The following is a 25683-nucleotide window of genomic DNA, read 5'->3' on the forward strand; positions in this document are numbered from 1 at the left end:
GCGATGGAAGAAGAGGGCGACCTAGCCCAACAAGCCAGTGATTACCTAAGAGATTGCGATACTCCGCAACATGCTTACATTGCGATTCAAGACAGACCTTTTGTTCGGCGGGCGGTGGGCCAAGTTATGAAAGCAACGACCACCATCCCCTTACCAATAGGGGCCCAAGTCAAGCAAGACGATCTAGATCAATATCAAGCATTGGGTAAAGCCACCCAGTCCATGGCACCCGACGAAGACTTGCTGGTCTTGCCCATTCATGAAGTCAGCAAAACCATTGAAACCTTAGCCCTTTACCGAGACAAGGCGATCGAATTACATGGTTTGTCTGTCTGGATGGAGCAGCACATTACTAACCTTCATGCTTACATCAACCACCAGTTTATGGATGGTTAAACAATAAAAAATGGTCTTCTTCAATTGGAAGGCCATTTTTTCTGATTACTAAGGTATATAGTCGAACTTCGCTCGTAATGATTTTCTTGAGGGTATTTTAAGAAGGGGGCCTTAATTAATTTTTAGGCGACGTTGAATCTCTTCCGCCGCGCTTCACGAGTCTGCTAACGATACTGTTATCACATCCATGTTATTCACGGTCTTAGTGTTTTCTGTTTACAATATTCAGGATCAGCAAGTTATTACACTTAAGAATTAACTTCTAGTCCGGTTCCGACCAATATTCATAATGAATGGCGGTTTTTGCTTCTTTCCGTGGTAACCATCCGGCTCTTTCTAGGTCAGGTGTGTGATGAAACTTTTCCACATAACCAAGGCATAAATAGGCGATGATATCGATGTGTTCGGGGATTCTTAAGGCATCCCGTATCACGTTATCGTGGACAATGCTGACCCAGCCCATGCCGAGGTTTTCTGCTCTTGCGGCGAGCCATAGGTTTTGTACGGCGCAGACGGAGCTGAATAAGTCCATTTCTGGCTTTGCCGTTCGCCCTAGTACCACAGAACCGGTGCGGGTGCGGTCACAGGTTACACAAATTCCCAATGGTGCTTCTTCAATGCCTTCGAGTTTTAGACTTTGGTATTTGGCTTTACGTTCCCCTTCGAATAGTTCGGCGGCTTCGGCATGGGCTTGTAAAAAGCCTGCTTTAATAGCGGATTTCGTGGTTGAATTTTTTACTACGATAAAGTCCCAAGGCTGCATAAAACCCACACTAGGAGCGTGATGGGCGGCGAGCAAGATACGATTTAATACGTCATCAGGTACTGACTCGGGCTTGAACTCGCTGCGTACGTCACGACGGGAAAAAATGGTTTTATAGACGGCGTCGCGTTCTTCGGAAGTGATGTGCATGTTTGCCTGCATTGCTATATGGAAGAGAGGGTAAGAACAATCGCTATTATGATGAGAGAGGTAATAAGATGCCAATGGAGAAAAGGCGATATTAGATGAAGGTGGTTCATCTTTACGCTCTTTTCTCTATGGTGTCTGTTTGCTTGAAGCTGATTGCTTTAGCCTGCACACACGGCGTTTAATAAAGGATCGTTAGCGTCCAGTTGACGCCATTGTGAGTTGTTTGTTTTGACATCGGTGCTAAAGGATTTGGTGAAGTCGGTTCTTGCGCCTTGCAGGCAATCGACGATTTGCGGAACGCGTTTAGCTGTTTGGCGGCGTTCAAAAAAGTAGAGGTCGACGAGAACCAGGTTAGGGTCAACTTCGTTCTTAGCGGCGTTAGCAACATCGGCTGCCATGAAGCGCAAGGTTTGCGGATAGATATAGCTCCAAGGACGCCATGGGGCTTCTTCTTGAATCGTTTTTACTACCACTACGCCATCAGGTAGTAGGCTGGTTTGATGATCGAACCAGTCGTATTCACCTTGGATTTGAAAGCCAAGCATGGCGATGCCTGCAAATACAGGAACCAGCCATTTAGGGGCTTTCTGTTTGGAAATTTTTCTGAAAAACAAGGCGATACCCGCACCGCCCATACCAGCAAAGATGGTGGCAATAAGTTCCCAAAGCATAAGTACTCTCTTATTGGTTTTTATCGTGCTTTATTATAAAGAGACCTTTGAACGATGTCGCGCAAAGGTCTTATAAAAAAATCGAGCCTTTCTAAAGTAGAGAGGCTCGATCATTCTGCGAGTAGCAGTGCGCTTTAAACCTTAATGGTCTACTGCACCGCCAGCACCTTGAGGATAACGAACGCTTTCTACTAGGTCTTGGATTTCTTTTGGTGGCTCTTCTGTCATGGTAGAGACAGTGAAGGCAACAGCAAAGTTAATGACTGCACCAATCGCACCGAAAGACAGTGGAGAGATTCCAAATAACCAGTTATCAGGCGTGTTCGCCAAATTCGCGGTACCTGGGATAAAGAACCATCCAAGGAAGATAAAGATGTAAACCAAGGTAGAAAGCAAACCTGCTAACATACCTGCGATGGCACCTTTACTGTTTACGCGTTTCGAGAAAATACCCATCATAAGAGCTGGGAAGATAGACGCCGCTGCAATACCGAAGGCCAGAGCCACTACCTGAGCCGCGAAGCCCGGTGGGTTCATGCCTAGATAGGTCGCGACGATAATGGCCAAGAACATGGATACCCGCGCTGCTACCAGTTCGCCCTTGTCGGTAATATCGGGTTTTATTGAACCCTTTATTAAGTCATGACTTATCGCGGACGAAATAGCCAGTAATAGTCCTGCTGCCGTGGAGAGTGCAGCCGCTAAGCCACCCGCAGCAATGAGACCAATTACCCAACCTGGTAGGTTAGCAATTTCAGGGTTAGCCAATACAAGAATGTCTCGGTTAACCACTAGCTCGTTACCATTCCAACCACGTGTGGTTGCTTCGTCTTTAAACGCTGGTGTGTCGTTGTAGAACTGCACACGGCCATCGCCATTTTTGTCTTCGAACTTGATCAGGCCTGTGGTTTCCCAAGTTTGAATCCAATCAGGACGCTCAGCGTATTCGATTGGTTGTTCAGTAGGACCTGATGGGTAGATGGTAGATACTAGGTTCAAGCGAGCCATAGAGGCAACAGCAGGCGCTGTTAGATATAGCAATGCAATGAAGACGAGTGCCCAACCAGCAGACCAACGTGCATCAGCAACTTTAGGAACCGTGAAGAAACGGATGATAACGTGTGGCAGACCCGCCGTACCTATCATGAGAGATAAGGTAAAGAGAACCATGTTTAGCTTGTTATCAACATCTGCCGTGTAATCCCGGAAACCAAGTTCTCGCACCACTTCGTCTAGTTTTTGCAGCAATGGCAAGCCAGATTCAGTATGGGTAGAGAAAAGACCAATAGCAGGAAGGAAGGTGTCGGTTAATTGTAGGGAGATGAATACCGCTGGAATGGTATAAGCGATAATCAATACCACGTATTGTGCAACCTGAGTATAGGTGATGCCTTTCATGCCGCCCAATACTGCGTAGAAGAACACCACAATCGCGGCAATCATCAGGCCAGTATTCTTATCTACTTCCAGGAAGCGAGAGAAAGCGACACCAGCGCCCGTCATTTGACCGATAACGTAGGTTACCGACGCGGTAATCAAACAGGCCACTGCCACTAAGCGTGCAGTACGGCTGTAGAATCGATCACCAATGAAGTCTGGCACAGTGAACTTGCCGAACTTACGTAAGTAAGGAGCAAGTAGCATGGCGAGCAGTACATAGCCACCTGTCCAACCCATTAAGAAGGTTGAGTTGGCGTAACCACCCGCGGCAATTAAGCCTGCCATAGAAATAAAGGAAGCCGCAGACATCCAGTCGGCCGCTGTTGCCATGCCGTTTAATACTGGGTGAACGCCGCCGCCAGCGACATAGAATTCTTTCGTTGATCCAGCTCGTGCCCAAAACGCAATACCGAAATAGAGCGCGAACGAACCGCCAACGAAAAGTAGGTTAATAGTAAACTGATCCATACGATTTACTCCTGCAGGCCAAATTCTTCATCAAGCTTGTTCATTCTCCACGCGTAGTGGAAAGTCAAAGCGATGAAAACGAGAATAGAACCCTGCTGAGCGAACCAAAATCCAAGATCTGTTCCCCCGACATGGATACCCGAAAGTAATGGTCTGAGTAGGATGGCACAGCCGTAAGAGGCTAATGCCCATACCACTAAGCTACCTAAGATTAGTCTAAGGTTAGCTTGCCAGTATTTCTCTGCATTAATGCTATGATCTGACACGGTAGATCTCCTTATAATTATTGTTATACGCCTTGCTAATTTAACAGGCGCTTCCTCAATAAGAAGTCAGACTTTAGTCGAATAGAGGCTTAGTCAATGAAAGTTGACTAATACATGATTTGAGCGCTAATAAAGAGAAAAAGAGAAATTTCAGAATGAAAGTGTCGATTAAAGAAAAGATTCTTCGAGTATGTAGCGAAAAAATCAAACAAAAAGGTGAGGGCGTTCAAGTGTCCTTTTACGCCTTTTTTGCTAATAAAAACAATGACCCTGCTTTATTAGCTGATGTTGCGCGCTGGTGGATTGTGGAACATCAACTAAACCACTTTGAAAAAGCCACAAAAATTCACGCCATGGTAAAAGCCTTACCAGACAATTACTTCCATCACAGTGTGTTTGAGCATGGTTTTAATCACCTCACCTTGAGCGTGGCAGACCTAGATAGATCCCTGTCTTTTTACTGTGATTTATTAGGCTTTCAAGGGGAAGTGCGCTGGAATAGTGGTGCTTATTTATCCTATCGCGATTGTTGGCTTTGCTTGTCTCTTGTAAAGGTGCCTGTGGTTGAAGGAAAGAGCCTAGGGGAAGCGAGGCTAAACCAAGATTACACTCACTATGCTTTTAGTTATGATCTTGAGACGATTCAGTCTGTTCGTCAGAAAGAGGCTTTTAAAACCGTGACCGTATGGCAGGAAAATACCAGCGAAGGAGACTCCCTTTATTTGAACGACCCAGATGGCCATAAATTAGAACTTCATGCGGGTTCGCTATCGACTCGGTTAGTGTCATTAAAAGAGAAACCCTATGAAGGGTTGGTTTGGTTGTCTTGATAGGAGGCTACTTTGCCGCAGAGCGATGAAAAGGGTGAGGTCGAAAACCTTTAGAGTAAGGAATACAGCGGCTTTATATGCGCTGTATTCCTATCATTTAGTGGTTGTTACGGGATTAAATTCCAATATTGATTCGCTCCGCCCCAGTTCCACCACGTAGCGATATTATCGCTCGGGCTTGGGCCGGCACCATCTATTACTTGATTGCTATCGACCTCGATACCGATTGAACCATCGTTGTTTGTCACAAAGCGCTGCGAGTCTCCACCATGACACTGCCAAATCATGATATTGGCACCGTTTCCATAGACGCTGCTGTTATCTAGGCAGAATCTCGGGTCTTGCTGGCTATGGATAAGTCCGCTACTTGCCTCTAAATACCAGCGTTGCCACTTGCCACCATTACAGTCCCATTGCATGACGTTGGTGCCGTTTTGCATTTTTATATCCGTGATGTCCATGCATAGACCAGAAGATCGGTTGACGTATTGGGTGAAGGATTCGTTTACACCCGTATTAGATGTCAGTACGTCGGCTGCGCTGAAGTCTGGGTAGGTGGCGGGTTTGAATTCATTTAGGTTACCTAAGAAAGAGCTTTCACGGGTGGGCAGGTTAGCAGATCCATAATCATAACCGTCTAGTAAAGTACGCATGACCAGGTTGTTCCATCCCTCTCCCGCAAATTCATACCAGCTTATGATGGTTGGTGTAACAAACCGTCCATAAGGGTTTTCTGCTTGCTCTGCCGTTTTTGCAAAGCGTAGGGCATGGCTACCGACGCCTTCTTTATGGTAAACGATTTGCAGGTGACCCTCTTCAAAACTTAGCTCCGCAGCGGGTTGAGTTGTTAGGTCGCCATGGGCACTGTAGCTACCATGGGTGACGGTGCCATCTTCAGTCCACACAGCGACATATTCCCAGTCATGGCGATGGCCACTTTCTATTCCAGCTAGCAGCTGGTCCTTTTCGAAGTACAGGGCGTAAAAGTGCCCGCAGTAGTTTATGCCATTGGCATGTTTACAGGCATATCGATGCAGGGTATTAGACTGTTCTAAAAAGTTTGGTGAACGACAAGCGCCAGTGAGTGAGCCTGTCGGTTTTTGTCCGCCGTTTCTATCTCCCGTTTGGCTAATCCCTGCAGCGGGCAGGCAAGAGTCCGAATCAAAATCGAATACGGGAGCAATGGAAAGTGCATCAACTTGTGTGGGGAGCGCTTGTTGTAAGCTGACGAAATCAGATGCCAGAGAAGCTGTTGATAATGCTATTGCAAACGTGGTGATGATGCATCGCCTTATGGTAGTGGAAGAGGTGGTTTTCATCATTAACTCCTAGTTAACTTATTGGCTTTTTTTCATGCTAGCTTATAAAACCTACCAAATCCTTACCTTTCATTATAAATGTGTATTTAGCTATAAAATTCATAAAATACAGTAAGATAGATTGAGATTAATGAGAGGTTTGTTGGTTTTTTTGAGAGCTTTGAGAGTTTTGAGAGTTTTGAGAGTTTTGAAAGGACGTTTAGGAAGACGAGGTGCTGAAAGAGGAAAATTACGCTAAAGAGTTCGCGTAATTTTATGCTGTGTTTGCATGTGCCCAGTTTTTGTTGCGAAAAGCAGTAGGTGATTCTTATCACTCACTGCAAAAGTAGCATGCTATTTTAGCATTTTATGATGAGAGGAAGAGTTGGGCGGCAATCTAATGTTTTATTCTGTTGATTATGGTCAAAAGTTAATTCAAGTAATGGCGTGTCTCCCTGCTTTAATGATAATTCTTGCAGGGCGTTAGCTTGCTGTGCAGCGTCGGATGTTATGGATGAGCAAATGAGTTTGGTGTGGGTTAGGTTTTTTACGCCACAACTATGTAGCAAAGGTTGAGCCCGTTCCTCAGGTGTTTGGTCTGGCCGTTTAGAAAAGGCGAGATAAAACCACATAGGTTCGCTGATTGGTGCATAAGATATTTGCACCGAATAATTGGCTGGCAAGTAGCTAGGGTGATAATCCCATGCTGTAAAGCTAAGCTTTTCTTGCGCTTGACTAGGGCGAAAACAAATACCAAATGGCGAGACATTAGTGGCGTCAGAGGTTAAGCGTTCAAATAACAAGGTTGGAGTGGTTAGTTCACTGCAGGCTTCGTCTTTGTTCGTTAAATATAGGAATTCGATGAAGGCATTGTTGAAAAAGAAGCGGCGGTTCGCTGTGCCCTGACCGAGATGCTGATTGGCTGAGGCTTCGGTAAAGCCTAATTGTTCAAAAACATCGGCTTGTTTTGGGTGTTGAACCGCGATAAATAGATGATCTAACTCCATTTTTGAGCCTATTTCTACGATTGTCAGAAGTAGGAGTAGCTTATCAAACTATCCCTACTTCTTAATAGGCCTAAAACTATGCCCCTAAGAACTCATCCACAGCACTTAGGGCCTGTGTGCCGTAAACGACCGAGGGACCGCCGCCCATCATGATGGCAACATCAATGGTTTCGATCAGTTCTTCTCTTGTGGCACCAGCCCGAAGAGCGGCTTTTGCGTGAGAAGCAATACAGCCATCGCAGCGCAATGCGATGCCAATACTCAGCGCCATCATTTCTTTGGATTTAATCGTAAGTGCACCATCCTGTATGGCTGCTTTGTGCATCGCCATAAAGCCGTCAAGTATGGCGGGGGACGACTTTCGATATTCACGGGCAAAGGTATTTTGCTCTTTGTTGATTTCTTTATAGTTCTTCATCGTTTGGCCTTCTTTAAAAATATTAGGTATTTCTAATGTAATGTTCGTAACCGATTGATGGAAGGGCCTTGTCAGTAAGCTTTGATCTAAAACAATGTTTGATTTTATTCACCAGTCTGGGAACTTGGCACAATATATGAATCTAATGGTTTGGGTGGCAGTGTGTTTTAGGCTGTATCCATTGTATTGGTGTGTTAAATGGAAGTGGTTTGATCGCACCATTCAAGGAAGAGGAAGACTGAGCACAGATTGCTTTGGAGGAGTCTTCTGAATGGCGTGTAAAAGCCAAGTTAATCAGGAGGATTAAATGGAATTAAGAAATACTAAGGACAATTACGGCTTGATCGCGAAATGGTTTCATTGGGGCACCGCGATTTTATTTTTAGGTGCTTATGTTACTGTCTATTATCGACATTGGTTTACCTAGAGTAAAACGCCAGAAAACTGGATCGCTCTTCAGCTTCACCTTTCTATAGGGGTGACAATTGCTGTCTTGGTGATTCTCAGAATTATCTGGCGCATCATGAACCGAGTGCCAGACCCGGAACCAGGTTCAAAATTCATGCATCTTGTTTCTCACCTAGGTCACTACACCCTGTATGTGATGATAGTGGTAATGACTTTTACAGGCTATTTAGGAACGGGGGTTGGCACGGAGTATTTTTTTCTATTCGATCTTCCTAAGTTCGCTGATACCAAGCTATTTAGTTACCTTGTTGGGGACTATTTGGGCATGACCTTTAAAGAGTTTGAAAAGCCTATCGACTTTATTCATAAAGAGATACTTGGGAAGTGGTTGGTTTGGCTGCTTATTTTAGGGCATGCTGGAGCTGCATTTTACCATCATTTCGTTCAGCAAGATCGAACACTGCATAAAATGTTGATAGGGAGGCAGTCCAAGGAAGGTACGACTAAGTCCATAACGTCTCAGTCTTTCAGAGAAATCGTCAAATAAGGCGTGACTCTGCAGGAATGTAGGTACCTTTCAAAGAGTCGCAACGCAATAAAAGTCAGTTCTACTCATAAAACCAGTCCTACTCGATACGGTAGCGGCTGGTTTTTTTGCGACGTTTTTGGCGGAGTTTCTATCAACATTTTTCTTAAGGAATAAAACTCGTGCCGTTATTTCCTTCACTCTCTTTATCTTGATCTAACGCAATGTTTCAGATTTCAACCTCACCCATAATCTCTTCTTATAGTAAGCCTTAGATGTCTGAGGCTGCGGTGGACGTTACACAATAAGAGCACTCCATATGCGGAAGTGACTGGGAACGTCTTTTTTCTCAATCAAATTAATGGGTTGAAGTCATATGATTAACGAAGCTGTAGTGGAACTATCGCGGTTTCAGTTTGCTCTAACTGCTCTATACCACTTTTTGTTTGTCCCTTTAACATTGGGGATGGCTTTTTTACTGGCGATCATGGAATCGGTTTATGTGATCACGGGTAAGCAAGTTTACAAAGACATGGTGAAGTTCTGGGGTAAATTGTTTGGTATTAACTTTGCGCTAGGCGTGACAACCGGTCTGACTATGGAGTTCCAATTCGGAACCAACTGGTCTTACTATTCACATTATGTCGGCGATATTTTTGGTGCGCCTTTGGCGATCGAAGGTTTGATGGCTTTCTTCCTTGAATCGACCCTAGTGGGTTTGTTTTTCTTTGGTTGGGAAAGGCTCAGTAAAGTGAAGCATCTGATGGTGACTTGGGGAGTTGCACTGGGCTCTAACTTATCCGCCTTGTGGATTTTGATCGCTAACGGTTGGATGCAAAACCCAGTCGGTTCCGACTTCAACTACGAAACCATGCGCATGGAATTGGTCGATTTTGGTGCTTTATTGCTTAACCCTGTGGCTCAGGTGAAATTTGTACATACTGTTTCAGCGGGTTATGTGACAGGTGCCATGTTTGTCTTGGCGGTATCGAGTTACTACCTTATAAAAGGCCGTGATCTTGCCTTTGCTCGTCGTTCCTTCGCTATAGCGTCGGCCTTTGGTTTGGCGTCTGTTTTAAGCGTCATCATCTTGGGGGATGAATCCGGTTACGAACTAGGCGAAGTGCAAAAAGTAAAACTCGCCGCCGTAGAAGCGGAATGGGAAACCCAAGAGGCACCAGCGGACTTTACTTTAATTGGCTTCCCGAACCAAGAGCTTGAAGAAACCGAGTTTGCGCTGAAAATTCCAGGATTGATGGGGATTATTGCCACACGTTCATTAAGCGAAGAAGTGACTGGCATCAAAGAGCTGAAAGAGCATAACCGCCAGCGCATTATTAACGGCATTTATGCGAACCAATTGCTTGAACAACTGCGGGACGGTTCTGCTGATCCGTTAGTGAAAGAGAACTTTGAGAAGGTGAAAGGCGATCTTGGTTATGGTTTGTTGGTCACGGCGTTTAATGATGATATTAATCGCGTGACGCCAGAAGATATAGATATGGCAGTCGAGTATTCCATCCCTCGTGTTGCGCCTTTATTCTTCTCCTTCCGCATCATGGTGGCTTGTGGCTTTATCATGCTGTTTATCTTCGCTGTGGCCTTCTATCAGAATGCGCGCCGTCGCATTGGTAATAACCCTCTGTTTCTGAAATTCATCGTTCTGTGTTTGCCTTTGCCTTGGATCGCCTGTGAGACAGGTTGGTTTGTTGCCGAATATGGTCGTCAACCTTGGGCCATAGGTGAAATTCTACCGATTCATGTGGCGGTTTCTAGTCTAACCGCAGGGGAAATTTGGACCACGATTATCGGTTTCACTTTGCTGTATACCACTTTCTTAATTGCGGAAATGTACTTGATGATTCGCTTTGCGAAGCAGGGGCCTTCTAGCCTACATACAGGTCGCTACGCGTTAGAAAAAGAAACTGACCAGCTAAAAGCGCAGGAGGTTTAAGATGGATTATGAATTATTAAAAGTCATTTGGTGGGTATTGGTCGGCGTATTGCTGATTGGCTTTGCCGTCACCGACGGTTTTGATATGGGCGTTGGTAGCTTGCTAAAAGTGATCGGTGGGGACGATTCAGAGCGCCGTGTGATGATTAACTCCATTGCGCCCCATTGGGACGGCAACCAGGTTTGGTTTATTACCGCCGGTGGTGCGTTATTTGCCGCTTGGCCTGTGGTGTACGCAACGTCTTTTTCTGGCTTTTACTTTGCGATGATGCTGGTATTGGCGGCCTTGTTTTTCCGTCCAATTGGCTTCGATTACCGTTCTAAATTAGAAAACTCAACTTGGCGCACCAGCTGGGACTGGGGCATTGTATTTGGTTCTGCCGTACCACCTATTATTTTCGGTGTGGCCTTTGGCAACCTGTTGCAAGGTGTTCCGTTCGAATTTGATCATTACATGCGTGTCACTTACACAGGGTCTTTCTTTGCCTTGCTTAATCCCTTTGCGATTCTTTGTGGTTTAGTGAGCTTGATGATGCTGATGACTCAAGGCGGCGCTTGGTTGCAAATGAAAACCGAGGGTAACTTGCACCGTAAAGCCTGCGTGGCGACCACAGTAACCGGAACCTTAGCAGCGGTGTTCTTTATTATGGCAGGCGTATGGCTGGTTTATGGTATTGATGGCTATGTGATTACCAGTGCGATTGAAGGTAATAAAGCCATCACACCGTTAATGAAAACAGTGGAAGTTCAACCTGGTGCTTGGTTAGCGAACTACGACAAGGTGCCGGCATTAATGTTGGCGCCTCTAGTGGGCATTGCGGGCATGCTGTGTGCGGCGTTAGCCGGAGTGATGAAGAAAGGGGCTTTGGCTTTCTTGAGTTCTTCTCTTGGTATTGCGGGGATTATCGCCACAGCGGGGGGATCTATGTTCCCATTCTTGATGCCTTCCTCTAGCTTTCCGGGCATGAGTTTGACCATGTGGGACGCGACATCCAGTGAAAACACCATGATGATCATGTTTGTGGTGGCCTGTATCTTTGTGCCGATTGTTTTGGGCTACACATTATGGAGTTACTTTGTGATGTATGGTCGCTTGAGCAAAGAGCACATAGAAAGCAATAAACATTCACTTTATTAGTCATTTCTTAATAGAGAGATGAGGCTTGTTGAGTCTCATCTTGGAGGATCAGATATGTGGTATTTCGCTTGGATTTTGGGCATTTTGCTCGCTTGCTCTTTTGGTATTATTAACGCGGTTTGGCTGGACTTTAACGGCTACGAAGGTGAAGAGGAATAATAAGCCTGATGTCGAGACATGAGAAAGTGGAGAAGACACGTCGTAAAGGGCGCGTTAAAACGCCAGAAGTTATCTTTCTGGATGGGTTAGCAAAACAACAATCGCCACAATATCGTCTCGTACAGGGTTTTGGGGTACTGTTTGCAATATCATTAGTGGCTCAAGCTTGGGCGTTGGCCCATGTCTTTTCAGACATGGTATTGCAGCAGACTTTTTCCTTGCCTGTGTTATTGATAGGGTTATTCGCATTACTGGTTCGCGCCTTGGCGAGTTTTGGTCGAGAGCGAGTCAGTGCCCAAGCTAGCCGTAATATTCGTTATGGCTTGCGCAATAAACTGGTGTCGCACCTTACTCAGCTTGGGCCATCACGCTTGAGAATTGAAGAAGATGCGGCGCTTTCTACCCGTGTTTACGAACAAGTAGACGCGCTGGATGATTTCTTTAGTCGCTATAAACCTCAGGTGTTTATGGTGACCCTTATCCCTCTTGTTATCTTGCTGTCAGTGGCTCCGGTATCTTGGGTCGCCTTTTTTGTTTTTATGATGACCGCGCCTCTGGTGATTGTTTTTATGATTTTCGTGGGTCATAAAGCGGCTCAGGCGAATCGCCGACAGTTTAATGTGTTGGCCATGCTGTCTAATCAGTTTATGGATTTGAGTCAGGGTTTGGCCGAATTAAAGCGCCTTGGTCGAACCAAACAGGCCAAGATGCGGCTATCTGATACCGCCAGTGCGTATCAAAAGACCACTATGGGCGTGTTGCGGTTGGCTTTTTTGTCCACGGCAACCCTTGAGCTGTTTGCCTCCCTTTCTATTGCCATGATTGCTTTGTACCTCGGCCTTGGTTTATTGGAAGCCTTACCTTGGCAAAAAGGGGAAGCGCCCGTTACCTTGACGCAAGCCATGTACCTCTTACTGCTCGCGCCAGAATTCTATTTACCATTACGTCAATTGGGTAACGATTATCACGCCAAGCAAAAAGCCGAAGCGGCGGCGACCGATTTATTACAAATATTGAATACGCAGGTTGAGGATGCTTCTACCTTTCAAACGAACGCATCGAGTCAAACGAATACATCAAGTCAAACCAACACATCGGACTTAACGGCTTTCTCTCATCAGGCGGCATTATTGCGCTTTGATCAATTAAGTTGGCAGGAATCAGGCCGTTCTAGGTTAGCCCCCATTACCGCAGCCTTGGCAGAAGGCGAACGCGTTTGGCTAAGTGGTCAATCCGGTGTGGGGAAATCCAGTTTATTGCATCTGCTATTAGGTTTTGAAGGCCATTACCAAGGCCGGTGTCTTATCAATGGACAGGTTTTTTCTAGCACCAATTTAGCCTCTTGGCGTAAGCGCCTAGCGTGGTTACCGCAAACACCAGAATGGGTAAATGGCAGCATTCGTCGTAATTTGCTCTTGGGCCTTGAAGGCACAGAAGCGCCGAATGAAGACGAGTTACAAGATGCTTTGGCAAAAAGCCAATGTGATGACTTTGTACGTGCCTTGCCCAATGGCTTGGAAACGAAAGTGACCGAGATGGGCGTTGGCTTGTCAGGTGGACAAATGCAGCGTTTGTCCATCGCCCGCGCTCTATTATCGAAAGCCGACATTTGGTTATTGGACGAGCCTTGTTCTGGTCTGGATGAAGAAACAGCGCAGGCGGTGTTAGCAACACTCAATCAAGCCTCTCAGGGCAAAACCTTGCTGGTGGTGAGCCATGATACGCACCCGATTAAATGGGCCGATAAACATTGGCAATTGAGCCAAGGAGGTTTGCATGAGCAAGATTTCTAAAGCCAAACTCTCTTTAAAAAGCCTATTGCTGGCGAACCCATGGGGCTTTGTGATTCCGGTCATTTTAGGGATTGCCGCCAGTTTGGCTGGGGTGGCCTTGTTGGGGATTTCCGGTTGGTTTATTTCGGCTGCGGGATTAGCAACCGCCATGGGGCTTGGGCTGGTGTTTAACTATTTAACCCCCGGCGCCATTGTGCGTTTTATGGCGATTTTGCGCACTGCGGGTCGCTATGGTGAGCAAGTAAGTTCCCATCATCATCTACTTGGTCTATTACGAATTTTACGTCTTTGGGTATGGGATCAGCGCGTGGCCCAAGACCCAGCCAACCTGCACAAACAAAGCCGAGGGGATTTACTGCAACGCCTCGTCAGCGACCTTGATCAAATCATTCGCTGGCCTTTAGTGGTCTTCTTGCCTTGGGTATATGCTCTGTTTGGCTATGGGGCAGTGATCATTTTAGCCTATTGTATTTCCCCAACATTGCTGATGCCTATGCTGATTGCGGGCTTATTCCATCTCGTCGTTGTGCCTTATGTATGTGGGTGTTTTGCCAGCCGTGCGGTACATGTTGGACAGATTTTAGGCGTCCATCGACGTGGTCGTTTTGTCAGCGTATTCTCCGCCCTAATCACACTCACCATTCGTGGTCATTGGCAGGATTACGCGCAGCGTTTGAAGCAACTGGATGAACGCCAATATCGGATGGAAGTGCGTATTCAGCAAGCCATCAGCCTAGGGCGTTTACTGGCTTACCTCGTCACCATTGGCTTATTAATCTGTTGTTTTTATCTACTCATGGTTGAGGGAGATGCACAAGCCAGCGCTGGTTATGGGGTGTTAGCGGACGGCGTGCAGGGGACTTGGGTCGTCGCTTTGGTTCTATCTTTGTTGGCGATCAATGAGCTGGTCTTACCATTGTCCCAATCCTTTGTGGCACAAGGGCAATCGCAAGTGGGTTTGCGTCGCTTAAACCAATTGCATCAGCAGGCCGCAGAACAGTCCGTATCGACAGTAGACTTTATTGAATCTATTGAACTCATCGATTGGCGTGGTTTTCATGCTTCAAGTGGTATGGGCAATACGCAAGTTTCTTTTACCCTTGAAGCTGGAGATATTGTCTGGTTACGGGGCGCGAGCGGCTCTGGGAAATCGACCTTATTGGCTTCTCTAGCAGGAGATTGCTTAGCTTCAGGCGTGGCTCATGTGAATGCTCAACCGCAAAGTTTATACGCCAATGAAGCCTACCAAGCGCAACTGAACTACCTGCCCCAGACTCCCTATGTATTCCAGCAAAGCATCGCTGCAAACTTACTATTGGGCAAGGAAAACGCCACAGACGACGAACTCTGGGCCGTACTAGATGCCGTTGCTTTAGGGGATTGGGTAAGCGGCTTAGCAGATGGCCTGCATACCTTATTAGGGGCACAGGGCCGAGACCTTTCTGGTGGTCAACGCAAACGCCTAGCCTTGGCGCGTTTGTTATTGAGAAGATCATCCGTCTTATTATTAGACGAACCCTTTGACGGCCTAGACAAAGCCACCATAGCGCATATTTGTGATGCCTTGCAGAATGCCTATAAACCGAAGATCTTAGTGTTGGTTAGCCATGTGGAGAGTCCACTGGGTGAGATGGCGAGAGTCATCGAGCTTTAGGGCTTGGTTCTTCCCCTTGAAAGACAAAAGGAGAAGAAACCTAGGTGTTTGGGATCAGATGAAAAATAGAACCCAACACTAGGGAAATGGGAAGGACTTCCTTTAGATTAGTGGTCTCAATAACTAACCTTGGTACATAGATACCGATGGTGGGGGAGTCCATTCCATTGCCCTAGGCTTCCTTTTACCTTTTGTCTTGTAATATCGAAGAAAATGAATAGACTGCTCCCGCCTCAAAGCTAGTTATATCAAGTCACTTATTTCTTAAAAAATAGTACGTTGTATATCGTTCTTTCTTGTTTTTTTAGAAATCGCGTTTTGTTTTTCTTGCTAGATTTTTGATGTCTATTTTTAGTGCGGCAATGATTTTTCATCATAAAAGTGTCATAAGTTTACTGTATTTATTATATGCAATGGAAATATGTATATTCCATTGTCATTTTTTTAATTACAGGATGTTTTTTTTGAGGGCGTTTTGTGAAGATGAAATTGAGCGTTAAGAAAAAGCTTTATGTGATTTTTGGTTCGGTACTGTGTATTACCCTTATATTAGGGTTCTACCCAATACGGTCTCAATCTGATCAAAGTGAAATATTACTGAGTGTTATTTTTGCTGATGAGGCTTTGTATAAAGCGAGGCTTGCAGAAGCGAATTATATTATTTTAGAAAATCCAAAAACGATTGGCCAAGTTTCAGATAATATACAGTTGGTTTTTCAATATTTAGATGAGGCAAAGGCTTCAATGTCTTTGCCTAGTAGTCTTAAATATATCGATGTCATCAAGGATAATGTAGGTATATTCTTAGATTATTTTAAAAAATACGTATCCATCAATGAAGATATCTCTGAAGAAATAAAATCTTTTGTGAGGGTTTCTGATGATATTCGAAATAGTATAAGAGATGAAAAAAAAGATTTATTTAAAGGGGGAGCTTATTCTAATAATGATTATCAGCTGCTTCTTAATCTTGATGATTTAAATAATGCTTTTAATAGCGTTGATGTATATTTTTGGCAATATAATAAAGATAAAACGGTAGAGTTGAGAGAATTAATTGTTGACTCTATTTCTGAGGTTTATAAAGAAAAAGAAAAGCTAGAAGCTCTATATAAGACTAGGGACAGTACTTTATTTAATAAAATGGATAGTGAGATTTTAATTTACCATGACCTTTTTGAACATGTGGTAGAAAAGAATGCGCTATTGGAAACGACTAAACTTGAAATGATCAAAGCGGCGCATAGGGCTTCTGATGATACTTCTGCACTGGTCGATGCGGAGGTATTGGTGGCCAAACAACATACGGAGTTTGTGAATAAGGTGACCATGGGGCTAATTTTTACAGCCTTCGTTATTTGTTTGCTGTTAGGTCGCTGGTTAACGAAAAGTATTATGCGATCTCTTAATACTTCTATCGACTTTGCGGAAGGCATTGCGAAAGGAGATTTAGCGACTAGGTTAGAGTCGTTGGGACATGATGAATTTAGCCAATTGAATAAAGCATTGAGTGAGATTGTCGTGTCGCTGCGTAATGTGATTAATCAGGTCATAATGACCACGAGAGAGCTAGAACAATCCAGTAGCCAGATTTCTTTATCGGTAGACAAGACCTCGGATTCTGTACAGCAGCAACAAAGTGAAACGGAAATGGTCGCTACTGCGGTGAATGAATTAGCGGCTGCGGCATTGCAAATTACACAAAGTGCACAAGGTGCTTCGGCAACCAGTCATGACGCCGAAACAGGTGTGTCTGTATCGCAAAAGGTTGTTTCTCAAACAGAAAAAGCCATGTCAGAACTGTCTGATACGCTTAGGCATGCGACGTCTGTTGTGGATGACCTGAGTGCCAATAGTGCAAATATAGAAGGTATTTTGGTGGTTATTCGTGGTATCGCGGATCAAACGAATCTTTTGGCCTTGAATGCGGCTATTGAGGCGGCACGAGCGGGAGAGCAAGGACGTGGTTTTGCGGTAGTGGCGGATGAAGTTCGTACATTGGCGCAGAAAACACAAGATTCGATTACTGAGATTAATTCGATTATTGAATCCATTCAACAAGGCGCGAAGAGTGTTGTGCATGAGATGATGTCTTCCAATGAGAAAGGTGAACTGGTTGTTTCTTTGACCGCTGAATCGAGCGATTCGCTAAATCAAATTGTGAATTCAATTAAAGTGATTGTTGATACCAACAACCAAGTGGCGGTTGGGGCGGAAGAACAATCCTTAGTGGCTGAAGAAGTCGATAGGAATATTATCAAAATTAAAGGTCTATCAGATGGAAACAGTGAAAACCTTGGTGCGATAAAAAGCCAAATTGACACCTTGTCTATTCAAACTCAGTCCATGGGCCAACTGGTGAGTTTTTTTAAAGTGTAGTTTTGCCACATGGTTTAGGTGCCATAGAAAGGGGCTTCGGCCTCTTTCTTTGTTTTAACATTTGACTCTTTTCTGAAAGCAACAAAATATGGCAAATAGCCTTTCTATCTTGTTGATCTTGACGATTTACTTTCTTGCAGCCGCTTTCTGCTTTAATATCATGCGATTGGGCTGTGACTAAAGAGAAAAGCCCTGATGTACCAGCTTTCATCTCTGGTATTAATCGTAATCACTTAAATTATATAGGAAACAGTAATGGCGGCTTTTGGTACTGAGTTTATGCCTAAAATGGCGTTGGCAAGATTCGAGAATAACAAATGGAGTGATGCAGAGTTGGTGTCATCTGACAGTATTTCAATGCATCCTGCGGCTCATGTATTGCATTATTCCAGTACTTGTTTTGAAGGTTTGAAAGCGTTTCGTCATGAAGACGGTAGCGTACATGTATTTCGCATGGATCAGAATATTAAGCGCTTGGCACAGAGTAGCCGCTTTTTGTATTTGCCTGAAATCGATGAAGTTCAAGTGGCTAAGATGATTGTCGATTCGGTTGCACAGTTTGCAACAGAAGTACCAGTGCCACCGGGTTCTATGTACCTTCGTCCGACGCATATTGGTACTGAGGCGGCTGTTGGCAAAGCCGCTGCACCATCAGACACTTCTATGTTGTTTGTCTTGTTGTCGCCTGTAGGTGATTACTTTACAGGTGGTGCAAAAGCATTACGCCTTCTGTTAGATGAAACGGGGATGCGTTGTGCGCCTCATATGGGGATGATCAAAAGTGGTGGCAACTATGCGAGTGCATTGGGGCCGATTACGAAAGCGAAAGCAGAGGTTCAAGCCGATCAAGTCTTGTTCTGTCCAAATGGTGACGTTCAAGAAACAGGCGCGGCGAATTTTTTGTTGATTGATGGTAACGAGATTCTTACTAAAGGGTTGGATTCCAGTTTCTTGCACGGCGTTACTCGGTCTTCTATTTTGACTCTAGCCGCTGATATGGGAATGACGGTCACGGAACGTGATTTAACCGTTGCTGAGTTGATCGAGCGTGCCGCTAAACCAGAAGTAGAAGCGGTATTGTCTGGTACGGCGGCGGTATTAACCTCGGTTGGTACCTTTATCCATAAGGACAAAGAGTACAAGGTTGGCACGGGTAAGCCGGGGCCAATCGCTGACAAGTTGCGCCAAGCATTGAATGATATTCAATGGGGTAAAGCGGAAGACAAGCATAATTGGTTAACAAAAATCGTTTAATGGATGCTTGGTTGAGTTAAATAAAGATGGGCTGAAATTTTGCCGTTTCAGCCCATTTTTTATGTTTTTATTTCAGGTCTTTCCATGGGGTAAGTTGCAGTTTTGCAGTGCGGATTTTATAGAAACACGCCATGAAAATAGCGTAGACAAAGCCCCATAGTAGCGCTTTATCAAAAGACTCTTTGAATGTTGGCCCGTCTGCATTACCCGATGCGCTGAAGGTTAATACTGCTAGCATGATAGGCATGAGGTAAGCGAAGGCGATGAGGGCATTAATGTGAAAGCCTACATAATGTGGAGGTGGCACTTTTATACCGAGTACCCTGAGTAGGCTGAACATGGGGGGATGGTAATTAGAGCGCCAGACCTTCTTTGCTTCAAGCTCAGCGTGTGCTGTTTCGAGTTTTTGTTTGAATGACAAGTGATTCACCCTGTTTTGTTTGTGTTGCAGCATTGTATCGAACTTCGATATTAAACAGGAGCTTAATTAAGGAAGGTCTGAACAAGTCCTCTTGTCGCGGCAATTGCTCCTGCATTGCCCTAATTACCTACATCCGTGTAGGCATTCGGGTCTTTCAGAGCTTTTCATTGAGGGACAGGCCACACTGCGTTGCGACTCTTTGAAAGGTACCTACATTACATCAGAGTCGCGCCTTATTTGACGATTTCTCGGAAAGACTGAGTCTTAGTAGACTTATTCAGACCTTCCTTAAAGAAGGCAAAGGAGCATCGTTATGGGGAATCAATGATTCTCTCCTAGTCTTTCCTTTATAGAAAAGAGAAAATACCGTTTTTGAAAACGAAAGCATGGTTATGTCTATTGATCACCTTTTTTTACTCGTGGCTTATGGCTTGCTAAGTTTCATTACTTTCTGTGTTTATGGTATGGACAAGTGGGCTGCGAAACGACAGAAAAGTAGGGTGAGGGAGTCGAGGTTACATTTATTGTCTTTGGTTGGTGGCTGGCCCGGTGCACTTTTAGGGCAAAGGGTGTTTCGTCATAAAACCAAGAAGGTGCGATTCCGAGTGGTATTCTGGTTAACTTTGCTGGTGAATGTAACACTCGTATCGCTGATTTTTTTTCTCAATGGTTGGGGCTAATTGAAGAAAGGCCTCTAGAAGTTAAGACGCAAAGATCCGTACAAGGTATTCATTTCTGAGCCATTAATATCCGCTGTTTCGTAACTTGCCCCAGCCGAGAAATCGGGTGTTAGGTAGTATCTCAATTCCGCAGCATAACTTTTGCTGGTGTCTCTATAGACATCTTCGTGTTTGATTTTAACCGCTAGTTCGATATTGCTTGATATGCTAGAACGTAGGCCAATGGTGATGCGAAAGCCTGTGTCTTCATGATTCCCTAAGTCTGTTTTGACGAGTTGTACTAGGCCGTATAGGTCTGTTCTGATGCCAGAGTCTACGTAAGCACCAATGCCTAATGCAGTTATATCGATATCGTATCTTCTGTCGTCTTCGTAATTGTTAGATTGAAAGGCAATGAAGGCGCGGTTTTGCATCTCAAAGGAACCAGATAGGGAAGAGTATTCACCGCTTGCTGATGTGGACTCTGGGTCTGTGGCGCCAAGGGCATAGTCAATATAGGTGTAATCAGAAGCATGGGTGCTTGTAGAGAGTGCCAATAATGTTGCGAATTTTACCGAGGTGAAGTACTTCATTCCATTCCCTATGTGTCGAGTTGCCTAAATGTTACTGCTTTCAGGGCTTTTGATCTATATTTGAATGCATTCATCTCATGTTCTATAAGCTTTTTGTTGCGGGATTATGGTAAGTATATGAGCAGTTATAAGAGTAGGACGAATTATGTTAGATAAACAAAAAACAGGTTTAATTGTTATTGATATTCAAGGTCGATTGGCAGACATTGTTTATGAGAGTGAGCTGGTGATCGCGAATTCCGTCAAGTTAGTTAACGGTGCGAAAGCGCTTAATTTACCCATTTTATGGCTGGAGCAGACTCCCGATAAAATAGGCAGCACAGTGTCGCAGTTAAAAGAGGTTCTAGACCAACATCAACCCATAACGAAGCATACTTTTAGTGCTGGTGGCTCAGCGGAGTTTGTTCAGGCGGTAAAGGCTTCGTCTGTAGAGGCTTGGTTGCTTTGCGGTATTGAAACGCATATTTGTGTCTATCAAACGGCGTTAGATCTTCTAAGTTTGGGTTATCAGGTTGAATTGGTTGAGGATTGTGTTTCTTCTCGCACGCTTCTTAATAAAGATTTGGCGATAACTAAGTTAGCTGGAAAAGGCGTTACAACGACCAGTTTAGAAATGTGCTTGTATGAATTACTTGGTGATAGTCAGGCAGCAGAATTTAAGGAGATTCTCAAATTAACGAAATAGTTTTCTCAGCTTTTTCAGGGAGAGACAGGTAGACTTTCTTTATTTTTATCACGAATAAGGCGCTTTCTATGATTAGAAAGCGCCTTTTTTGTATTGATTCACAAGCGAACTTTGTCACTCGTTATTAGTCGTTGTGCTTGTCCATACGACGCTGCATTTTTTCTGCCCACTTGTCAGTACGTTCTTTTTGTAGCTCAGTAAATTTTACTTTTTGCTCGGGAGTTAAAATGCTAAGCATTTCATGTTGTTTTTCTAACATGGCCACTTGTCGCGTCATTTTTATTTCTGTCATTTCTTTTGTCAGTTCCGTCGCTTTTGCCGAGTCAAAGTCATCAGCAAGTAATAGTTCGTTCATTTTTTGGCGAAGAGATTGACGCTTAGCTTGGTTTGCTTGAAAGTTACCTTTGAAGCTGGTTTTCCTGTCGCTTTTGCTTGCTTTACGAAGCGATTTAAGTTGATCTTTTTGCTCACGGGTTAGATCAAGGTCGTGCATGATACTGCGGTCAAAGCCCATTCTGAATTCATCTTGTGGGCCTTTATGATGACCGTTTCCTCCAAAAGCAAAGGCACTGGCTGTACCAATGGCGATAGGTAATACAACAACAGCTAAAACAACTTTTTTGATCATTTTCATGGGTTATTCCTTATTCGTGTTTAATTATTGGGCGCTCATATTTCTTTTTAATGAAACGCTCTGCTCTCACAGGGCATGGATGTAGAATATAGGTTGATGAGTAAATTGGCGTATGCTCAAAGTAAAGTAAGGTAAAGGCCTCACCGCTTTGTCAATTCCACAGTAAAATGCTTTTAATGAGCCATAACGAACAACTTGTATTAGGAATGACAGATGCCACATATATTGATTATTGACGACGATATGGAATTGACCGATTTACTCAAAGAGGTGCTCGCCTTTGAGAATTTCACTGTGTCTGTTGCTCATGATGGTGAGGCTGGTTTGACCGTAGTCGATGATGGTGTGGATTTGATTTTACTTGATGTCATGATGCCAAAGTTAAATGGCTTTGAGACCTTAAAGCAGTTACGTGAGCAGTGGGCCATTCCGGTACTCATGTTGACAGCAAAAGGTGAAGAAATAGACAGGGTGGTTGGGTTGGAATTAGGGGCGGATGATTATTTGCCCAAACCCTTTAGTGAGCGTGAACTATTAGCGAGAATTCGGGCCATTCTACGACGCTCGCAAACCTCGGCGCAAAACAATAAAGAGAGCCAGGAACCAGTGAGTAATAATGGCATTGAATACCTCGATATCCAACTTTATCCCGGTAAGTTAGAAGCCTATTGTGGTGGACAAATACTGGATTTGACCAGTACCGAGTTTGCTCTGTTACAGCATTTTGTTGTGCATCCAGGTCAGGTGCTGACGAAGGAAGTATTGAGTCTTGATGTATTAGGTAAACGTCTTGCTGCTTTTGATCGGGCGGTTGATATGCATGTGTCGAATCTGCGCAAGAAGTTACCAGATTGGCCGAATGGTAAAGCGCGCATTAAAACCTTACGGGGTCGTGGTTATATGTTGGTGGTCGGGGAATGATAAAATTACCTAAAATTACTAACTTATATGGTCGGATTTTTGCGGTTTTCTGGTTGACCATGCTTTTAGTGCTATTAGCTGTTATGGCCTTACCGCATTTAGATCCGCGAAATACTCGAGAGGTTTCAACGGAACATTACCAGAAAATCATGGTAATGAAGCAGCAGATTGAACGTCGTTTTGCCACGCAAAAGGATTTAGATAAAATTCTAAAGCGACTTGTACGTCCCTCCAGAGCCATGCCACATGGTGATAGACTCAGTGAGCCAAGTAGCAATAAACCGCGCTTTTTCATTACCGATCTTGATGGCAATATTCTTACCCCTTCTACCGGTAGAGATTATGCCCACAAAGCCGTGCGTAATTTTGTTAGCAACGTAGAAGACCCACATCAGCCTTTACAGAGATTATATGGTCGTTTTATTCTCGCAGGGCCATTTCCCATTCACTTAGCAAACGCGGATTATTTACTCTATGTTGGTATGAAATCGAATGAATTACCGCCTTTTTTCTTGCAATTACTTGATCATCCTATTCAGCTTTTATTGCTAGTTATGTTGGTGAGTACACCGTTATTACTACGACTTTCTTGGGTATTGAGCCAACCGGCTCGCCTTTTAGAAAAAGCCGCTCAGCGTGTTGCAAGAGGGGAGTTTGAAATTGACCCTATGCTTGAAAGAGGCACGTCTGAGTTTCGCCAAGCAGGGGCGAGCTTTAATCAGATGGTTGAGGCAGTGAATCAAATGATGTCTAGGCAACAACGTTTACTATCGGATATTTCTCATGAATTACGTTCTCCACTTACTCGACTGAGAATGGCGCAGGCATTAGCGACTCGAAAACAAGGAGAAAGTCAGGAATTAGCCCGTATTGATACGGAAGCCCAACGCTTGGAGCTGATGATTGCGCATTTATTAGAACTCTCTCGTATGCAGGTGGACAGTCATCAGAAGAGAGAGATTCAATCTTTAACGAGTTTATGGGAGACCTTATTAGAAGATACTCAATTTGAAGCAGAGCAAATGGGGAAATCTTTGGTTTTCACCTCGATTCCAGAACGGCATATCGCTTGTCATCCTCAGCTGCTAATCAGTGCGCTAGAAAATATTATTCGCAATGCCATTTATTATGGTAAAGATAAGGCTTGTGTCACTATGACAGCAGAAGCGGATCAGCTGCATATTCAAGTTGAGGATAACGGTGAAGGGGTTGCGGAAGAAGAATTGACGTCTATATTCCGGCCCTTCTATCGGGTCTCTACTGCACGGGATAGAAACAGCGGAGGTACCGGACTTGGGCTAGCGATTACGGAAAACGCCATTCGTCAACATAATGGTCGTATCCATGCTGTTCGCAGCCCGTTAGGCGGTTTGTTGGTGGAAATCCATTTGCCCCTTGTTGCTTTATAGGGTTCAATTAATACTTATCTATTTTTATAGATACTATTTATATATTGTTTAATAACAACAAGGTTTTTATGAAAGCGTTTTTAAGAAAGCTCTGTTCCCCTGTGCTCAATGTGTTCGAATCGGATGAAGACGAATATGCTTATAGACCCTCCCACCGTAAGATTCTGATTGTGCTCGGTGTTTTGTGTTTGGTCGTGGCTTCAGTATCGTTATTTTCAGCCATTAAAATGGCTGAACCCGCAGGTATTATCCCTATTCTGGTATTTTTTTTAACGGGTCTGGTTTGTGAAATTGTCGGCTTATTGGGGTCGGATAGAGCGGTTGCAAGGATCTGGAAGCGTAAGTGATTTATATTACTGAGCCGTTATTAGCATTAGGGAAATGAATAATGAAAGTCGCCATATTAGATGATTATCAAGATGTTGTGAAAAGCTTGGCAAGTTTTTCTATTTTGCATGGTCATGATGTCCATATTTTTAATGAAACCTATAATAATGTTGATGAGTTGGCCGCTCACTTGGTTGACTTTGATGTCTTGGTATTGATCCGCGAACGTACCCAAATAACCGAACCGCTGTTGGCTAAACTTCCGAATCTAAAGTTGATTAGCCAAACGGGCAAAGTGAGTAATCATCTTGATCCTGCTTTATGTCATCGATATGGGGTAGCCGTGGCCGAAGGTATTGGTTCACCTATAGCACCGTCCGAGCTTTGCTGGGGGCTTATTATGGCGGCTTCGCGACACATTCCAGAGTATGTTTCTCACCTCGGCCAAGGCCAATGGCAACAATCTGGTGAATTAGGATTAGGGCGTGTATTGAATGGTTTGACGTTAGGTATTTGGGGGTATGGCAAAATTGGCCAGCGGATCGCTCAATACGCTAAGGTATTTGATATGAAGGTGGTTGTTTGGGGGAGTGAGTCATCAAGGTTAAAAGCTCAGCAAGATGGCTTTGACGCGGCTCCATCTAAGGCGGCTTTCTTTCGTGATGCTGATATTATCTCTCTTCATTTACGCTTGAACGAGGCGACAAAGGGCTGTGTCACTAAAGCGGATTTATCGCTAATGAAAGCCGATTCCTTGTTGGTGAATACCAGCCGTGCAGAACTGATAGAGACGGGGGCTTTGGCACTTGAAATGGCAGAAAACCCAAGCAAACGGGCCGCGATAGATGTATTTGCGTTTGAGCCCATAACTGAGGAGAATGAAGCATTACTCTCTTTGGCCAATGTACTCTGTACTCCCCATCTTGGCTACGTCGAAAAAGACAGCTATGAGCTGTATTTCAAAATCGCTTTTGAGAATGTGGTGACCTTTGCCAAAGGTAATCCGCAACATCGGGTGATTGAATCATTTTCTTAGATAAAGCAAAACAAGATAGGAAGTAC

At 44.3% G+C, this 25683-nt stretch carries 27 protein-coding genes and 1 pseudogene; 17 read left to right on the forward strand and 11 right to left on the reverse strand.

The genetic code is table 11. The annotated features are described in order from the left end of the window. A partial coding sequence (locus I8J31_RS16545; protein ID WP_199469697.1) for a hypothetical protein occupies positions 1-396 on the forward strand: 396 nt, incomplete at its 5' end. A gap of 262 nt (positions 397-658) precedes the next feature. On the opposite strand, the gene bluB is transcribed toward I8J31_RS16545, so the two are convergent. The 4 genes from bluB to I8J31_RS16565 all read right to left on the reverse strand — a co-directional run bounded on the left by bluB (position 659) and on the right by I8J31_RS16565 (position 4154). Beyond that, on the reverse strand, positions 659-1309 hold the full coding sequence (bluB, locus tag I8J31_RS16550; protein ID WP_199469698.1) for a 5,6-dimethylbenzimidazole synthase: 651 nt from the start codon (positions 1307-1309) through the stop codon (positions 659-661). 158 nt (positions 1310-1467) lie between these two features. Beyond that, on the reverse strand, positions 1468-1980 hold the full coding sequence (locus tag I8J31_RS16555) for a hypothetical protein (RefSeq protein ID WP_199469699.1): 513 nt from the start codon (positions 1978-1980) through the stop codon (positions 1468-1470). Positions 1981-2121: 141 nt separating this feature from the next. Continuing rightward, positions 2122-3888, reverse strand: coding sequence for a sodium:solute symporter family protein (locus I8J31_RS16560; RefSeq protein WP_199469700.1), 1767 nt, complete (start codon positions 3886-3888; stop codon positions 2122-2124). 5 nt (positions 3889-3893) lie between these two features. Beyond that, positions 3894-4154 carry a DUF4212 domain-containing protein gene (locus tag I8J31_RS16565; RefSeq protein WP_199469701.1) on the reverse strand — a complete coding sequence of 87 codons (261 nt, stop codon included), beginning with the start codon at positions 4152-4154 and terminating at the stop codon, positions 3894-3896. A 155-nt stretch (positions 4155-4309) separates the two neighbouring features. Here I8J31_RS16565 and I8J31_RS16570 point away from each other — a divergent pair. Further along, positions 4310-4501, forward strand: a pseudogene (locus tag I8J31_RS16570) (DUF6500 family protein); the annotation flags it as partial. Positions 4502-4507: 6 nt separating this feature from the next. Continuing rightward, entirely contained in the window at positions 4508-4984 is a 477-nt protein-coding gene (locus I8J31_RS16575; RefSeq protein WP_199469761.1) for a VOC family protein, read from the forward strand. 107 nt (positions 4985-5091) lie between these two features. Here the strand turns inward: I8J31_RS16575 and I8J31_RS16580 are convergent, their stop codons facing one another. From I8J31_RS16580 to I8J31_RS16590, 3 genes are all read right to left on the reverse strand, one after another. Beyond that, complete coding sequence (locus I8J31_RS16580) at positions 5092-6303, reverse strand: NPP1 family protein (RefSeq protein WP_233402858.1); 1212 nt, start codon at positions 6301-6303, stop codon at positions 5092-5094. Between the two features lie 338 nt (positions 6304-6641). Next, positions 6642-7289, reverse strand: coding sequence for a VOC family protein (locus I8J31_RS16585; protein WP_199469703.1), 648 nt, complete (start codon positions 7287-7289; stop codon positions 6642-6644). 76 nt (positions 7290-7365) lie between these two features. Further along, positions 7366-7707 (reverse strand): carboxymuconolactone decarboxylase family protein, encoded by a 342-nt coding sequence (locus I8J31_RS16590; protein ID WP_199469704.1) that lies wholly within the window; start codon positions 7705-7707, stop codon positions 7366-7368. A 448-nt stretch (positions 7708-8155) separates the two neighbouring features. Here I8J31_RS16590 and I8J31_RS16595 point away from each other — a divergent pair, with 448 nt between their 5' ends. The 7 genes from I8J31_RS16595 to I8J31_RS16625 all read left to right on the forward strand — a co-directional run bounded on the left by I8J31_RS16595 (position 8156) and on the right by I8J31_RS16625 (position 17718). Continuing rightward, positions 8156-8662 carry a cytochrome b gene (locus I8J31_RS16595; RefSeq protein ID WP_325101220.1) on the forward strand — a complete coding sequence of 169 codons (507 nt, stop codon included), beginning with the start codon at positions 8156-8158 and terminating at the stop codon, positions 8660-8662. A 355-nt stretch (positions 8663-9017) separates the two neighbouring features. Next, a complete protein-coding gene (locus I8J31_RS16600; RefSeq protein WP_199469706.1) occupies positions 9018-10595 on the forward strand; it encodes a cytochrome ubiquinol oxidase subunit I in 1578 nt (525 codons plus the stop codon). A gap of 1 nt (position 10596) precedes the next feature. Continuing rightward, positions 10597-11733, forward strand: a complete 1137-nt coding sequence (gene cydB, locus I8J31_RS16605; RefSeq protein ID WP_199469707.1) for a cytochrome d ubiquinol oxidase subunit II — start codon at positions 10597-10599, stop codon at positions 11731-11733. 54 nt (positions 11734-11787) lie between these two features. After that, positions 11788-11892, forward strand: a complete 105-nt coding sequence (gene cydX, locus I8J31_RS16610; RefSeq protein WP_199469708.1) for a cytochrome bd-I oxidase subunit CydX — start codon at positions 11788-11790, stop codon at positions 11890-11892. Between the two features lie 8 nt (positions 11893-11900). Continuing rightward, on the forward strand, positions 11901-13685 hold the full coding sequence (gene cydD / locus I8J31_RS16615) for a thiol reductant ABC exporter subunit CydD (protein ID WP_199469709.1): 1785 nt from the start codon (positions 11901-11903) through the stop codon (positions 13683-13685). Next, positions 13669-15339: an amino acid ABC transporter ATP-binding/permease protein gene (locus I8J31_RS16620; RefSeq protein WP_199469710.1), complete on the forward strand. Its 1671-nt coding sequence runs from the start codon at positions 13669-13671 to the stop codon at positions 15337-15339. The genes cydD and I8J31_RS16620 overlap by 17 nt, the downstream gene beginning before the upstream one ends. A gap of 483 nt (positions 15340-15822) precedes the next feature. After that, on the forward strand, positions 15823-17718 hold the full coding sequence (locus I8J31_RS16625) for a methyl-accepting chemotaxis protein (RefSeq protein WP_233402865.1): 1896 nt from the start codon (positions 15823-15825) through the stop codon (positions 17716-17718). Here the strand turns inward: I8J31_RS16625 and I8J31_RS16630 are convergent. Next, entirely contained in the window at positions 17708-17929 is a 222-nt protein-coding gene (locus I8J31_RS16630) for a hypothetical protein (RefSeq protein WP_199469712.1), read from the reverse strand. The genes I8J31_RS16625 and I8J31_RS16630 overlap by 11 nt on opposite strands. Positions 17930-17973: 44 nt before the next feature. Between I8J31_RS16630 and I8J31_RS16635 the strand changes: the two genes are divergently transcribed. Continuing rightward, positions 17974-18972 carry a branched-chain amino acid aminotransferase gene (locus I8J31_RS16635; RefSeq protein WP_199469713.1) on the forward strand — a complete coding sequence of 333 codons (999 nt, stop codon included), beginning with the start codon at positions 17974-17976 and terminating at the stop codon, positions 18970-18972. A gap of 67 nt (positions 18973-19039) precedes the next feature. On the opposite strand, the gene I8J31_RS16640 is transcribed toward I8J31_RS16635, so the two are convergent. Further along, positions 19040-19393 carry a DUF6404 family protein gene (locus tag I8J31_RS16640; protein WP_199469714.1) on the reverse strand — a complete coding sequence of 118 codons (354 nt, stop codon included), beginning with the start codon at positions 19391-19393 and terminating at the stop codon, positions 19040-19042. Between the two features lie 392 nt (positions 19394-19785). Here I8J31_RS16640 and I8J31_RS16645 point away from each other — a divergent pair, with 392 nt between their 5' ends. After that, positions 19786-20073 (forward strand): DUF1294 domain-containing protein, encoded by a 288-nt coding sequence (locus I8J31_RS16645; protein ID WP_199469715.1) that lies wholly within the window; start codon positions 19786-19788, stop codon positions 20071-20073. A gap of 14 nt (positions 20074-20087) precedes the next feature. On the opposite strand, the gene I8J31_RS16650 is transcribed toward I8J31_RS16645, so the two are convergent. Next, positions 20088-20645 (reverse strand): hypothetical protein, encoded by a 558-nt coding sequence (locus I8J31_RS16650; RefSeq protein WP_199469716.1) that lies wholly within the window; start codon positions 20643-20645, stop codon positions 20088-20090. 145 nt (positions 20646-20790) lie between these two features. Here I8J31_RS16650 and I8J31_RS16655 point away from each other — a divergent pair, with 145 nt between their 5' ends. Then, positions 20791-21330, forward strand: coding sequence for an isochorismatase family protein (locus I8J31_RS16655; protein ID WP_199469717.1), 540 nt, complete (start codon positions 20791-20793; stop codon positions 21328-21330). Positions 21331-21454: 124 nt separating this feature from the next. Here the strand turns inward: I8J31_RS16655 and I8J31_RS16660 are convergent, their stop codons facing one another. Further along, complete coding sequence (locus I8J31_RS16660; protein WP_199469718.1) at positions 21455-21964, reverse strand: CpxP family protein; 510 nt, start codon at positions 21962-21964, stop codon at positions 21455-21457. 213 nt (positions 21965-22177) lie between these two features. Here I8J31_RS16660 and I8J31_RS16665 point away from each other — a divergent pair, with 213 nt between their 5' ends. The 4 genes from I8J31_RS16665 (at position 22178) to I8J31_RS16680 (ending at position 25657) form a co-directional block, all read left to right on the forward strand. Further along, a complete protein-coding gene (locus I8J31_RS16665; RefSeq protein ID WP_199469719.1) occupies positions 22178-22885 on the forward strand; it encodes a response regulator in 708 nt (235 codons plus the stop codon). Further along, positions 22882-24294, forward strand: a complete 1413-nt coding sequence (cpxA, locus tag I8J31_RS16670; RefSeq protein WP_233402860.1) for an envelope stress sensor histidine kinase CpxA — start codon at positions 22882-22884, stop codon at positions 24292-24294. Before I8J31_RS16665 ends, cpxA begins: the two co-directional genes overlap by 4 nt. A 68-nt stretch (positions 24295-24362) precedes the next feature. Beyond that, the gene (locus I8J31_RS16675; protein WP_199469720.1) at positions 24363-24641 is read left to right on the forward strand and encodes a hypothetical protein; all 279 of its coding nucleotides are present in this window, start codon (positions 24363-24365) and stop codon (positions 24639-24641) included. Positions 24642-24682: 41 nt separating this feature from the next. Continuing rightward, positions 24683-25657: a D-2-hydroxyacid dehydrogenase family protein gene (locus I8J31_RS16680; RefSeq protein WP_199469721.1), complete on the forward strand. Its 975-nt coding sequence runs from the start codon at positions 24683-24685 to the stop codon at positions 25655-25657. The last annotated feature ends 26 nt before the right edge of the window (positions 25658-25683 follow it).

Source organism: Marinomonas transparens, from assembly GCF_016463975.1.
Taxonomy (GTDB): domain Bacteria; phylum Pseudomonadota; class Gammaproteobacteria; order Pseudomonadales; family Marinomonadaceae; genus Marinomonas; species Marinomonas transparens.